Annotated in this window: 9 protein-coding genes; 4 read left to right on the top strand and 5 right to left on the bottom strand. The window is 71.0% G+C overall.

Going from position 1 to position 13,152, the window contains the following annotated elements:
- Positions 1-6: 6 nt before the first annotated feature.
- Genes EFL26_RS22940 through EFL26_RS22930 form a run of 3 tightly spaced genes read right to left on the bottom strand, consistent with a single transcriptional unit; the run spans position 7 to position 3,541 of the window.
- Entirely contained in the window at positions 7-1,368 is a 1,362-nt protein-coding gene (locus tag EFL26_RS22940) for an aldehyde dehydrogenase family protein (RefSeq protein ID WP_123225259.1), read from the bottom strand.
- A 48-nt stretch (positions 1,369-1,416) separates the two neighbouring features.
- On the bottom strand, positions 1,417-2,781 hold the full coding sequence (locus EFL26_RS22935; protein ID WP_281273831.1) for a glutamine synthetase family protein: 1,365 nt from the start codon (positions 2,779-2,781) through the stop codon (positions 1,417-1,419).
- A gap of 13 nt (positions 2,782-2,794) precedes the next feature.
- Complete coding sequence (locus tag EFL26_RS22930; protein WP_123225258.1) at positions 2,795-3,541, bottom strand: FadR/GntR family transcriptional regulator; 747 nt, start codon at positions 3,539-3,541, stop codon at positions 2,795-2,797.
- A 152-nt stretch (positions 3,542-3,693) separates the two neighbouring features.
- Between EFL26_RS22930 and EFL26_RS22925 the strand changes: the two genes are divergently transcribed.
- From EFL26_RS22925 to EFL26_RS22915, 3 genes are read left to right on the top strand one after another with little or no spacing between them, the layout of a single operon-like run.
- Complete coding sequence (locus EFL26_RS22925) at positions 3,694-5,304, top strand: amino acid permease (protein ID WP_123225257.1); 1,611 nt, start codon at positions 3,694-3,696, stop codon at positions 5,302-5,304.
- A 2-nt stretch (positions 5,305-5,306) separates the two neighbouring features.
- On the top strand, positions 5,307-6,221 hold the full coding sequence (locus EFL26_RS22920) for a choline/ethanolamine kinase family protein (protein WP_123225256.1): 915 nt from the start codon (positions 5,307-5,309) through the stop codon (positions 6,219-6,221).
- The gene (locus EFL26_RS22915) at positions 6,214-8,661 is read left to right on the top strand and encodes a GcvT family protein (protein WP_123225255.1); all 2,448 of its coding nucleotides are present in this window, start codon (positions 6,214-6,216) and stop codon (positions 8,659-8,661) included. The genes EFL26_RS22920 and EFL26_RS22915 overlap by 8 nt, the downstream gene beginning before the upstream one ends.
- Before the next feature lie 7 nt (positions 8,662-8,668).
- Here the strand turns inward: EFL26_RS22915 and EFL26_RS22910 are convergent, their stop codons facing one another.
- A complete protein-coding gene (locus tag EFL26_RS22910) occupies positions 8,669-9,502 on the bottom strand; it encodes a DUF1206 domain-containing protein (RefSeq protein WP_123225254.1) in 834 nt (277 codons plus the stop codon).
- 794 nt (positions 9,503-10,296) lie between these two features.
- On the opposite strand from EFL26_RS22910, the gene EFL26_RS22905 reads away from it, so the two are divergent.
- Positions 10,297-11,697 carry an HNH endonuclease signature motif containing protein gene (locus EFL26_RS22905; RefSeq protein WP_123225253.1) on the top strand — a complete coding sequence of 467 codons (1,401 nt, stop codon included), beginning with the start codon at positions 10,297-10,299 and terminating at the stop codon, positions 11,695-11,697.
- A gap of 73 nt (positions 11,698-11,770) precedes the next feature.
- Here the strand turns inward: EFL26_RS22905 and EFL26_RS22900 are convergent, their stop codons facing one another.
- Positions 11,771-13,123 (bottom strand): dihydrolipoyl dehydrogenase family protein, encoded by a 1,353-nt coding sequence (locus tag EFL26_RS22900; protein ID WP_123225252.1) that lies wholly within the window; start codon positions 13,121-13,123, stop codon positions 11,771-11,773.
- Positions 13,124-13,152 lie beyond the last annotated feature (29 nt).

Genomic DNA, 13,152 nt, shown 5'->3' with positions numbered 1-13,152 from the left:
GTCGGGTCAGTCGTGGGCGAAGAAGACGTTCTTGACGTCGGTGAAGCTGTTCGGTGCGTCGGGGCCGAGCTCGCGCCCGAGGCCGGACTGCTTGAACCCGCCGAAGGGTGTCCAGTAGCGCACCGACGAGTGCGAGTTCACGCTGAGGTTGCCCGACTCGACGGCCCGCGAGACCCGCAGCGCGCGGCCGAGGTCACGGGTGTAGATCGACCCGGACAGCCCGAACTCCGTGTCGTTGGCCAGCCGGACCGCGTCGGCCTCGTCGTCGAACGGCATCACCGCGACCACGGGACCGAACACCTCCTCGCGCCAGATCCGCTCACCCGGCGAGGTGGCGAGCACGACCGTCGGGGCGAACCAGAACCCGGGTCCGCTCGGCGCCGTGCCGGCGAAGGCGACCTCGGCACCGTCGACGTAGCCCTGCACGACCGCCTTCTGCTCCGCGGAGATGAGCGGGCCCATCTCGCTGTCCCGGTCGCGCGGGTCCGTGACGCGCAGGCCCGTCACCGCCGGCTCGAGCAGGCTCACGAACTCGTCGTACGCCGACCGCTCGACGAGGATCCGCGAGCGGGCGCAGCAGTCCTGGCCGGCGTTGTCGAACACGGCGTACGGCGCGGCGGCGGCCGCCTTGGCCAGGTCGGCGTCCGCGAAGACGATGTTGGCGCTCTTGCCACCCAGCTCGAGCGTCACGCGCTTCACCTGGTCGGCGCAGCCGCGCATGATCCGCTTGCCCACCTCCGTCGAGCCGGTGAAGCAGACCTTGCGGACCAGAGGATGCGTCACGAACCGCTCGCCCACGATCGAGCCCTTGCCGGGGATCACGGTGAAGACGCCCTCGGGCAGTCCGGCCTCCCGGCCCAGCTCGCCGAGCCGGATCGCCGTGAGCGGGGTGAGCTCGGCGGGCTTGAGCACCACGGTGTTGCCGGCGGCGAGCGCGGGCGCGAACCCCCAGCCCGCGATCGGCATCGGGAAGTTCCACGGCACGATCACCCCGACCACGCCCAGCGGCTCGTGGAAGGTGACGTCCAGCCCGCCGGCCACGGGGATCTGCCGGCCCGAGAGCCGCTCGGGCGCGGCGCTGTAGTAGTTCAGCACGTCGCGGACGTTGCCCGCCTCCCAGACCGCGTTGCCCCAGGTGTGCCCCGCGTTGCGGACCTCGAGCTCGGCGAGCTCCTCGACGGCGTCGTCGACGAGGTCGGCGAACCGGCGCAGCAACCGCGCGCGCTCCCCCGGCGGCACGTCGCGCCACGCCGGGAACGCCTCGTGGGCCCGCTCGATCGCCGCGTCGGTCTCCTCCACCGAGGCCAGCGGCACCTCGGTCACGACCTCCTCGGTCGCCGGGTTGACCACCTCGTGCGTGCTGGTCACTGCGTCCTCACGTCCTCTCTCGCATGCGTTCGCTCGGCCACCCGCTTCTCACATTCGCTCGAAGCTGCGCCGCAGCTCCCAGTCGGTCACGGCGGCGCCGTAGGCGAGCAGCTCGACGTCGGCCATGTTCGTGTAGTGGTCGACCACCTCGTCACCGAAGACCGAGCGGGCGATCGCGGACCCGTGGAACGCGTCGCGGGCGTCGCGCAGGGTCGACGGCACGTGCGGCTTGTCCGACTCGTAGGCGTTGCCGACCAGCTGCGGCTCGAGCGGGAGCTCCTCTTCGATGCCGTGCAGCCCACCGGCGAGCATCGCGGCGAGCGCGAGGTAGGGGTTCACGTCGCCACCGGGGACCCGGTTCTCCAGGCGCGCCGAGGGACCGCGACCGACCAGCCGGATCGCGCAGGTGCGGTTGTCGAGCCCCCAGGCGATCGCGGTCGGGGCGAACGACCCGGCGGCGAACCGCTTGTAGGAGTTGACGTTCGGCGCGTAGAGGAGCGTGAAGTCGCGCATCGTGGCGAGCATGCCCGCGATGAAGTGCTCGTACGTCGGTGACCGCTCCGCCCCCTCGCCGAAGACGATCGTCCCGTCGGCGCCGCGCAGGGACAGGTGGATGTGGCAGGAGTTGCCCTCGCGCTCGTTGTACTTCGCCATGAACGTGAGCGCCTTGCCGTGCTGGGCGGCGATCTCCTTGGCCATCGTCTTGTAGACCGCGTGGTTGTCAGCGGTGACCAGCACCTCGTCGTACAGGAACCCGACCTCGTGCTGCCCGAAGTTGCACTCGCCCTTCGCGCCCTCGACGTTCATGCCCGCGGCGTAGGTGGCGTTGCGCAGGTCGCGCAGCAGCGGCTCGATCCGGCTCGTGCCGAGGATCGAGTAGTCGACGTTGTACTGGTTGGACGGCGGAAGGCCGCGGTAGCCGGCGTTCCAGGCCTCCTCGTACGTCGTGTCGAAGACGATGAACTCGAGCTCGGTGCCGGCCAGGGCCACGAACCCCGCGTCGGCCGCCTTCGCCACCTGGCGCGCAAGGATGGCGCGCGGCGACTGCACGACCGGACGGCGGTCGGGCCACGCGAGGTCGCACTGCACCATGGCGGTCGCCGGGAGGTGCGGGAGCATCCGGATCGTGTCGAGGTCGAGCACGAACTCCATGTCGCCGTACCCCTGCTCCCAGGACGAGATCGCGTAGCCGTCGACGGTGTTCATGTCGATGTCGACGGCGAGCAGGTAGTTGCAGCCCTCGGTGCCGTGGCCGAGCACGACGTCGAGGAAGTACTGCGCGTGCAGGCGCTTGCCCTGCAGCCGGCCCTGCATGTCGGTGAAGGCGACGACCACGGTGTCGACCTTGCCCATGCCGACCTGGTCCCGGAGGTCCCCGACGGTGAGCATGCGGTTGTTGCGTGGTGTCTTCACCGGCACATCCTTCTCAGAGCAGACCGCGCAGGAGCGCGGCGGTGTCGTCGCAGTGGTCCTCCATCGCCCGGCGGGCGCGAGTGGGCTGTCCGTTGAGCACCGACCTGACGATCCGGGCGTGCTGGCGGTCGGAGTGCGCAATGTTGCGGTCGAGCACCGGGATCGCGAGCAGCATCTCGTGCAGGCTCGCCTGCACGCTGGTGACCGCCTCGATCAGGCGCGGCGACGCCGAGAGCGCGGCCACGGTCAGGTGCAGGCGCGAGTCGGCCTGGCGGTGCTCGGCGGGCTTGCGCGCCTCGTTGACGTCGGCGAGTGCCTGCTCGAGCTGCTCGCGCTGCCCGTCGGTCAGCTCGCGCTCCGCGGCGAGCGCGGCCGCGCCGGGCTCGACGACGCGGCGGAAGTCGAGCGCGTCGAGCCACGCCCGACGCTTCGCGGCCGTCACCCGCACCGCCGCCCGACCGGCAGGCGTCTTCGGCTTCTGGGTCACCACGGTCCCGCCGCCGCGACCGCGCCGGGTCTCGACGAAGCCGGCCTCGCGCAGCGCCGCGATTGCCTCGCGCAGGGTCGCCCGCGACACCCCGAGGCGGATCGCCAGGTCGCGCTCGCTGGGCAGCGTCGTGCCCAACGGGTAGACGCCGAGCCGGATCGCCGTGGCCAGCCGCTCCACGCAGGCCTCGAAGGCATGGTGACCGCGCACCGGGTGCAGCACGCTGTCCAGCAGATCCGTCACCGGAGGTTCGGGGAGGGATCCGGCGGTCATGAGGCACATCCTCGACACGAGCGGTCGCGGGTGTCAACGAACCGGTCTGGATAAAGGTCTGAGTTCATACCGAATTTACACCGGGGTCTCGACACCGTGAACGACGCGGGTCTAGCGTCCGACCAAGTGTCGTCCGACCCGAGAGGTGCACCATGCCGGAAGCCCACGAACCGATCCACGAGCACCATGCGCTGAGCGCCGACGAACTCCACCTCGCCAAGCTCGGGTACAAGCAGGAGCTGTCACGGACCTGGTCCGGGTTCTCGAACTTCGCGATCTCGTTCTCGATCATCTCGATCCTCGCCGGCTGCTTCACCACGTTCGGCCAGGCGTGGAGCAACGGCGGGCCGATCGCGATCACGTGGGGCTGGCCGGTCATCTCGCTGTTCATCCTGATCATCGGCTTCACGATGTCCGAGCTGGTGTCGGCGTACCCGACCTCGGGCGGCATCTACTGGTGGGCGTCCAAGCTCGGCGGCCCGGCAGCCGGCTTCTACACCGGCTGGCTGAACCTGATCGGCCTGATCGCGGTCACGGCGTCGGTCGCGTACGGCGCGGCCAACTTCGTCGACATCTTCCTCGGCCTGCTGAGCAAGAGCTGGGCAGCCCACTACAGCCTGCAGCGGGTGTTCATCGAGTTCGTCGTGATCCTCGTGCTGGCGGCGCTCGCGAACATCTTCTCCAGCCACCTGCTGGCGATCGTCAACAACATCTCGGTGTGGTGGCACGTCGCCGGAGCAGCCCTGATCATCCTCGTGCTGGTGATCGTCCCTGACCACCACCAGAGCGTGGGCTGGGTGCTCAGCGAGCGGATCAACAACTCCGGGTACGACGGCGGGGCCAACAACGGCACGATGTTCTGGTTCCTGGTCCTCCCCCTCGGCTTCCTGCTCACCCAGTACACGATCACGGGGTTCGACGCCTCGGCCCACCTCTCCGAGGAGACCCACGACGCCGCCGACGGCGCCGCCAAGGGCATCTGGCGCTCGATCTTCTACTCGGCCGTCGGCGGCTGGATCCTGCTGCTCGCGCTCCTCTTCGCCGTGAAGGACCCGGGAGCCGTCACCGACGGCGTCAACCAGGGGTACTACGGCTCCGACGTCATCCTCGGCCAGGCCTTGGGCACCTCCTGGCACACCATCGTGATCCTCATCTCCGCGGCGGGGCAGCTCTTCTGCACGACCGCGTGCCTGACCAGCGCCTCGAGGATGACCTTCGCGTTCAGCCGCGACGGCGCCATCCCCGGGTCGGCGATCTGGTCGAAGGTCAATGCCAAGAAGGTGCCCGCGAACGCCGTCATGTTCGTGACCGTGATCGCCGGGCTGATCACGCTGCCGGCCCTGATCGAGGTCAACTTCGGCACCAAGGACGCGCCGATCATCCTGCCGACCGCCTTCTACGCCGTCGTGTCGGTCGCGGTGATCGGTCTGTACCTCGCCTTCGCGATCCCGATCTTCCTGCGCTGGAAGCTCGGCGACGGGTTCGAACCGGGCGGCTGGACGAACGGCCCGAAGTACAAGTGGATGAACCTGGTCGCGGTGATCGAGATCGTCGTCATCTCGATCTACTTCATCCTCCCGCTCTACCCGTCGGGCTGGATCGGCAACAAGGACTTCGCCTGGAAGTTCGTGAACTACGCACCGATCCTCACCTTCGGCACGATCGCGCTGGTCACGATCTGGTGGTTCGCCTCGGCCCGCCACTGGTTCACCGGGCCGAAGCACACGATCGACGAGGCCGTCGTCGAGGCGTTCGACGCCTGACCTTGACGTCTGGGGAACACCTGGACCGCCTCGCCGTGCTGGCGGGGCGGTCCTGGTCCGTCACCGAGCTGCCCGGTGGGCTCACCAACGTCAACCTGCGCGTCCGCACGGACGACGGCCGGGAGCCGGCGCTGGACGTGGTCGTGCGGTGCTCGCACGGCGACCCGTCCCTGCTCGGGATCGACCGCGAGGCGGAGCACCGCAACACCCTCGCCGCCGCCGAGGCAGGCGTCGGTGCGCCGGTGCTCGAGTTCCGACCCGATCTCGGCATGCTCGTGATCGGCTACCTGCCGGGACGGGCGCTGGTCGACGCCGACTTCACCGACCCCGACGTGATGACCCGCGCGGCGCGAGCGGTGCGCGCCCTGCACGCCGGGCCGCGGTTCACCGGTCACTTCGACATGTTCGCCCGCCGGGCGGCGTACCTGGCGACGATCCGCGAGCGCGGCTTCCGGCTTCCCGACGGCTACGAGGCCTACGCCGACCCGTGGGACGACGTACGCCGTGCGCTCGCCGTCCGCGCCACGGGGACCGTGCCCTGCAACAACGACCTGCTCGCCGCGAACTTCATCGACGACGGCACGCGGACCTGGCTCATCGACTACGAGTACTCCGGCAACAACGACGCCTGCTTCGAGCTCGGCAACACCGCCGCCGAGTGCGGGTTCACCCCGGAGATGACGCAGGCCTGGACGGAGGCCTACTTCGGCACCCCGACGCGTGCCGACCACGCCCGGGTGCGGCTCCAGGCGCTGTGCAGCAGCTACGGCTGGTCGCTGTGGGGGTTCATCCAGGCGGCCGCCAGTCCGCTGGACTTCGACTTCTGGTCCTGGGGACTGGAGCGCTACGAGAAGGCCCGGGCCGCGTTCGCCGATCCCGGGTTCACCCGACTGCTCGAGGAGGCGTCCGGTGCCTGAGCCGACTCTGCCCGCACGGGCCCGCGTGGTGATCGTCGGCGGCGGCGTGATCGGCACCAGCGTCGCCTACCACCTCGCGCGCCTCGGCTGGACCGACGTCGTGCTGCTCGAGCAGGGACACCTCTCCGGCGGTACGACGTGGCACGCGGCCGGCCTCGTCGGTCAGCTGCGGGCCACGGAGAGCGGAACCCGCCTGGTGCAGTACTCCGCCTCGCTCTACGAGTCGCTCGAGGCGGAGGTCGGCCTGTCGTCCGGGTTCAAGCGGGTCGGTGGCGTGACGGTCGCGCGCACGCCGGACCGGATGACCCAGCTGCGGCGTACGGCCGCGTCCGCCGACGCCTACGGGCTCGAGTGCCACCTGCTCACGCCGGCCGAGGCCGCGGAGCGCTACCCCTTGATTCGCATCGACGACCTCGCCGGCGCCCTGTGGCTGCCCGGTGACGGCACGGCCAACCCCACCGACCTGACCCAGGCACTCGCCCGGGGCGCGCGGCAGGGCGGGGCGCAGGTCTTCGAGCGCGTGCGCGTGACCGACGTGCTGCTGGCAGGTGACGCCGTGACCGGGGTCCGCACCGACGCGGGGGACATCGAGGCCGAGGTGGTCGTGAACTGCGCGGGCCAGTGGGCCGCGCAGGTCGGCCGTATGGCCGGCGTGACGGTGCCGCTGCACTCGGCCGAGCACTTCTACGTGGTGACCGACCAGATCGACGGTGTGCGGCCGGACCTCCCGATCCTGCGCGACCCGGACGGCTACACGTACTTCAAGGAGGAGGTCGGCGGGCTGGTCGTCGGAGGATTCGAACCCGAGGCCAAGCCCTGGGTCGCCCCCGAGGACGTGCCGTACCCGTTCGAGTTCCAGCTGCTCGACGAGGACTGGGAGCACTTCTCGGTGCTGATGGACAGCGCGGTGCAGCGCGTCCCGGCCCTTGCGCAGACGGGGATCCGGAAGTTCTACAACGGCCCGGAGAGCTTCACCCCGGACAACCAGTTCATCCTCGGTGCGGCACCCGAGGTGCGGAACTTCTACGTGGGCGCGGGCTTCAACTCGGTGGGCATCGCGTCGGCCGGCGGGGCCGGACGCGCGCTGGCCGAGTGGATCGTGGAGGGTGAGCCGACCTCCGACCTCACCGCGGTCGACATCCGGCGGTTCGCCCGGTTCAACGGCAACAGCACGTGGCTTCGTGACCGCGTCGGCGAGGTGCTGGGCCTGCACTACGAGATCCCGTGGCCGGACCGCGAGATGCGCACCGCCCGGCCCTTCCGCCGGTCCCCCGTCCACCACCTGCTCGAGGCGGCCGGCGCCCGGTTCGGCAGCAAGATGGGCTGGGAGCGACCGAACTACTTCGCACCCGAGGGCTTCGCCTCCACCCCCACGTGGGCCAAGCCGGACTGGTTGCCGCACGTCTCCGCCGAGCACGCGAACACCCGTACGGCGGTGACGGTGTTCGACCAGACGTCGTTCTCGAAGTACCTGGTCGTCGGACCGGACGCCGAGGCCGACCTGCAGTGGCTGTGCACGGCCGACGTGGCGGTGCCGACCGGCCGCGTCGTCTACACCGGTCTGCTCAACGCGCGCGGGACCTACGAGTCCGACCTCACGGTGACCCGGCTGTCCCCCACCGAGTTCCTCCTGGTGAGCAGCTCCGCGACCACGGAGCGCGACCAGGACCACCTCCGACGCCACCTCCCGGCGGGCTCGTCGACGCAGGTCGTCGACGTCACGTCGGCGTACGCCGTGCTCGGCGTGATGGGTCCGCGGTCGCGCGACCTGCTCTCGCGCCTGACCCGCGCCGACCTGGTCGGCTTCCCCTTCGCCACCAGCCGGGAGATCGACCTCGGCTACGCGACCGTGCGCGCCACCCGGATGACCTACGTCGGCGAGCTCGGGTGGGAGCTCTACGTGCCGGCGGAGTTCGCCGTCGGGGTCCACGAGGACCTCGTCGATGCGGGCGCCGACCTGGGGGTTCGGCGCGGCGGCTACTACGCGATCGACTCGCTGCGGCTGGAGAAGGGCTACCGCGCGTTCGGCCGCGAGCTCACGCCGGACTACGGTCCGGTGGAGGCCGGCCTGCAGTTCGCCTGCAAGCTCAAGGGCGACGTCGACTTCCTCGGGAGGACTGCGGTGGAGCGCGTGCGTGCCGAAGGGGCACACCGACGGCTCGTGTCGTTCGCCCTCGCCGACCCCGAGGTGATGCCGTGGGGCGGCGAGCTCGTGCTGCGCGACGGCGCTCCGGCCGGCCAGGTCATGTCCGCAGCCTGGGGCGCGACGGTGGGCGCCGGAGTCGGGCTCGCCTACGTGTGGGACCCCGCCGGCGGGGTCGTCGACCGCGACTGGCTTCTGGGCGCGTCGTACGCGGTGGACGTGGGGGGCACGCGCTGCCCTGCCTCGGTGTCGCTGCGCCCGCTCGTCGATCCCGACGGCCTGGCCGTGCGCGCCTGACGGGCGCTCAGCGCGAGAGGTGGCGGGCCCAGGCGAAGCAGAAGAGGCCGTAGCAGCCGATGCCCACGGCGGTCGCCAGCAGCAGCCACGGGCCGAACGGCTGGTGCAGGAGCTTGGCCAGCGCCTGGTCGAGCCCACCTGACTTCTTCGGCTGGTGCGTGACCGCGGCGTAGCCGACCAGGACACCGACGATCCCGAAGGCGAGACCCTTCGCGCAGTAGCCGATCCGGCCGAACCACGTGTAGGCACGTCCGGCGTCCCCGGAGCGTCCCTGCCCGTCGAGGTGCTTGAGGAACCGGTCGGTGAAGCCGTTCCAGATGAGGACCGCGCCGTACACGATGATGGCCAGGCCGATCAGCCCGACGATCCACTGCCCCGCGGGGAGATCCATCAGCTTCGCGGTCATCGTCCGGGCCCGCGCGGACTGACCCTGCTGAGCGCTCCCCGTGGCCACCTTGACCGCGCTCACGCCCAGTGCGCCGTACAGCACGGCCTTGCCCGCCGACAGGGCCCGCTTCCCCGCGAGCTCGGCACCGTCGGAGCTCCGGTGGCCGACGAACGCCTCGAGCAGCCTCCAGGCGACCAGCAGGAACAGGCCGACCGCGATCGCCCACAGCAGCACCTTGCCGAGCGGCTGCCGGGCCAGCTCCGCGAGCGCGCCCTGAGGCGACGGCCGGCCGGAGTGGTGGCCGACGGCGAGCTGGCCCGCCACCCAGGCGATCATCAGGTAGACGACCCCGTAGGCAACCAGGCCGAACCGCACGGCCGTGTCGAGCCAGCCGCTCGCGTCCGCCCGTTGCCCGACGCGCTCAACCCGGTCCCCCACCCCAGCTTCGGACATCTGTGTCATGGCCCTCGGTACCCCGTGCGGGCGGTCGGATGCGGCGGGCAGGGTGGCGGACGCCGGCTCCCGATCGGTGGTTGAGGTGCGAGCGCCAGCGAGCCTCGAAACCACTCTGCTTGGTAGCCCAGCCCCACGGGGGTTGAGCCTGCCGAAACCACTCTGGCCGGTGGCGGTCTGCGCCGGGGGGACGGGCAGCGACGAAGCGGTACCGGCGCGCGGCTGGGACTCGCGGTCGGGCGCGAGTCCCTCGGTGGTTGAGGTGCGAGCGCCAGCGAGCCTCGAAACCACCCTGGCCGGTGGCGGTCTGTGCCGGGGAACGGGCAGCGACGACGGGGTACTGCGTCGGGCCGGGTCTCGCTGCCGGCTGCGGCTCAGCGGTGCTTGGGTGGTTGAGGTGCGAGCGCCAGCGAGCCTCGAAACCACGCGACGGGCAGGGACCCCAACCACCGCTGGTTGAGCTTGCCGAAACCATGCTCGTCGGGTCGCGGTCCGTGCCGGGGGACCGGGCGGCGACGACGCGGTCCCGCGCCGGCCAGGGTTCTGCTGTCGGCTCACGGATCCGCAGCCTCCTTGGTGGTTGAGGTGCGAGCGCCAGCGCGCCTCGAAACCACCCCACGGCTCTGGACCCAGCCACCGACCGCCGAGCCAACCCCAGGTGGTTGAGCCTGCCGAAACCACCGGATCCCGAGTCGAAGGCGGGCGCGAAAGATTCTCAAGAAGTCTTCCGAATTCCCCTACCAGCAAGGGGATCCGGGCCCATTTCTGTCGGTGGTCACCCCTAGATTCGAACCATGAACCCGACCACCAGCACCGACACCGCCACTACGGCTGGTGCTGTGCTCGGGTCGATTCGGCAGGCTCGCGCCGAGGCGAACGCGGCCGAAGCTCGGGTCCTCGCCACCACCCTGGAGTGGGCGCACCTCCATGTGGTCGACGACCTCGGCGACGCCGCGACGCTGGTGACCGGCACCGGTCGGGACACCGGGATCCCGATCGCCGGCGACGGCGCACCTCTGGTCAGTGAGTTCGCGGTCTGGGAGCTCGCCGCCGCACTCGGGTTGTCGGCGGAGTCCGGTCGGAACCTGGTCGCCCAGGCCCTGGAGCTGGCCCACCGACTCCCGAAGACCTGGGCACGGGTGCAGGCCGGAAACCTGGCGCCGTGGCGGGCCAAGCGGATCGCTGATGCCACCCTCCACCTCAACCAAGAGGCCGCTGGGTTCGTGGACGCCCAGGTGGCGCCGTTCGCGCACCAGACCGGACCCACCCAGACCCAACGGCTGGTCGACGAGGCGATCGGCCGGTTCATGCCGGAGCTGGCCGCCGAGCAGCGGGACCGGTCGGCCGAGCAGCGGTACTTCACCATCGACCACGACCAGGTCTCCTTCGCCGGCACCAGCCGCGTCCACGGCGAGCTCGACCTCGCCGACGCGATCGACCTCGACGACGCCGTCCGGCGGGGTGCTGAGCAGCTCGCCGTGCTCGGGAACGAAGAGTCGCTCGACGTGCGCCGGTCACTCGCGGTCGGGATGCTCGCTCGGGGTGAGCAGGTGCTGGAGTTCGAGAGCCCGGACCCGGTGGTTTCGGCAGGCTCAACCACCCAGCTCGGCGGCTCAACCACCCGCGGTGGAGGCTCGACTGTCGCGCGTCGGCGAGAGGTGGTGCTCTACGTGCACCTCTCTGACGCCGCACTGACCTCCGGCGACCGGCTCGCACCGGCGTGGCTGGAGAACGCCGGCGGACACCTCGTCACCGCCGGGCAGGTCGCCGACTGGTGCGGGGTTTCGGCAGGCTCAACCAACCCGACCACGAGGATCACCGTGCGGCCGGTCCTCGACCTCGCCGAAACCCTGCAGTCGGCCGGCTACCAGCCCAGCCCCACACTCACCGAGCAGATCGAGCTCAGGGACCGCACCTGCGTCTTTCCCTGGTGCCAGCGTCCCGCCCGAGGCTGCGACAAGGACCACATCGTCCCCTGGCAAGAAGGTGGATCGACATCGAGCGACAACCTCGCTGCCCTCTGCAGACGACACCACCGGTTGAAGACCCATGGCGGCTGGACCTACACCATGCTCACACCCGGCGAATACCTCTGGCACAGTCCCCACGGACACACCTGGCTCCGCGACCGCACCGGCACCACCGACCTGAGCCCGCCGACCGTGCCCAGCCCCGCGGACCCACCCGACCAGTAGCCACCCCGCCCCGCACCCGGCGCACGCGCCGGGCCAGCGGCATGCCCGAGGGCACGCTACGCGCGCCGGCAGGTCACAACAGCTGCTGCAGCACCGGCTGCAGCGCGCGGTGGTACGTCGGGTAGGCGAAGTGCATGGCAGCCAGGGTCGCGATCGGGATCTCGGCGTGCACCGCCGTGGTGATCAAGGAGAGCACCTCACCACCGGAGGGGCCGACCGCCGTGCCGCCGACCAGCACGCCGCGGGCCGCGTCGGCCACCAGCTTGACCAGTCCCGGCTCCGAGGCGATCCACCCGCGTGAGCCGAGGTCCCCGGTCGCGGTCCGCACCTCGAGCCCCTGGTCCCGGGCCTGCTTCTCGGTCAACCCCACGGAGCCGATCTCGGGCGCGGTGAACGTCACGCGGGACACGGCTCGGTAGTCGGCCCAGGGACCGTCCTGGCCGAGGATGTCGCGCACCACGATCGCCGCCTGGTACATCGACATGTGCGTGAACGCGCCCTTGCCGGTGATGTCGCCGATCGCCCACACCCCGTCAGCGACCCGCATCCGCTCGTCGGGGTCGAGCACCCGGGCCTCGGCCTCGAGCCCGACGTGCTCCAGGCCGATGCCGGAGAGGTTGTTGCGTCGGCCGGCGGCCACGAGCAGCCGCTCGGCCTGCAGCGGGCGCCCGTCCACGTGCACCGCGATCCCGTGACCGCCGCGGGTCACCCGGTCGATGCTGGCGCCCGTCACGACCTCGATGCCGAGGTCGGTGAACGCCTTCTCGAGTGCCTCCGAGGACTCCGGCTCCTCGACGGCGACCAGGCGGTCGGCCACCTCCACCACAGCCACGCGGACCCCGAACTGCGCCAGCACCTGCGCCATCTCGCAGCCGATCGGTCCCCCGCCGATGACCACGATCGACTCGGGCAGCTCCGTCAGGCGCACGACGTCGCGGTTTGTCCAGTAGTCCACGTCCGCGAGCCCGTCGATCGGCGGCGCCGAGGGCCTCGTCCCGGTGTTCAGCACGATCCCGCGTCGCGCGGCGTACGCCGTGCCGTCCACCGTCACCTGTTGGGGGCCCGTGATCACACCGCTCCCGCGCACGAAGCGCGCGCCGGCGTCCTCGAGGCGCTTGACGGCCACCGCGTCGTCCCAGTCGTCGGTGGCCTCGTCCCGGATCCGGCGGGCGACCGGAGCCCACGACGGGTCGACCTGCGCAGCGCCGGCGAGCTGCGAGACCCGACCGGCCTCACGCAGCGCCGTCGCGGCGGCGATCATCATCTTGGTCGGCACGCACCCGAAGTACGGGCACTCGCCGCCGACCAGCCGCTCGTCGACCGCCACCACCTCGAGGCCCGCCTTGGCCAGCTCCGTGGCGGCGTACTCGCCGCCCGGGCCCAGACCCACCACGACGACGTCGCACTCCTGCTCAGTTCCCGTCATACCGAGAACCCAACCAGCCGACGACGTGC

The sequence above is a fragment of the Nocardioides pocheonensis genome (assembly GCF_003725535.1).
Taxonomy (GTDB): Bacteria; Actinomycetota; Actinomycetes; order Propionibacteriales; family Nocardioidaceae; genus Marmoricola; species Marmoricola pocheonensis.
The sequence above is the reverse complement of the archived record's forward strand: the minus strand, read 5'-3'. Positions and strand labels throughout refer to the sequence as shown.

What these genes read in the sequence shown, in the direction of transcription:
- EFL26_RS22905 (WP_123225253.1), top strand. Translation starts at nt 10,297, where the DNA reads ATGAACCCGACCACCAGCACCGACACCGCCACTACGGCTGGTGCTGTG.
- EFL26_RS22925 (WP_123225257.1), top strand. Translation starts at nt 3,694, where the DNA reads ATGCCGGAAGCCCACGAACCGATCCACGAGCACCATGCGCTGAGCGCC.
- EFL26_RS22900 (WP_123225252.1), bottom strand. Translation starts at nt 13,123, where the DNA reads ATGACGGGAACTGAGCAGGAGTGCGACGTCGTCGTGGTGGGTCTGGGC.
- EFL26_RS22930 (WP_123225258.1), bottom strand. Translation starts at nt 3,541, where the DNA reads ATGACCGCCGGATCCCTCCCCGAACCTCCGGTGACGGATCTGCTGGAC.
- EFL26_RS22910 (WP_123225254.1), bottom strand. Translation starts at nt 9,502, where the DNA reads ATGTCCGAAGCTGGGGTGGGGGACCGGGTTGAGCGCGTCGGGCAACGG.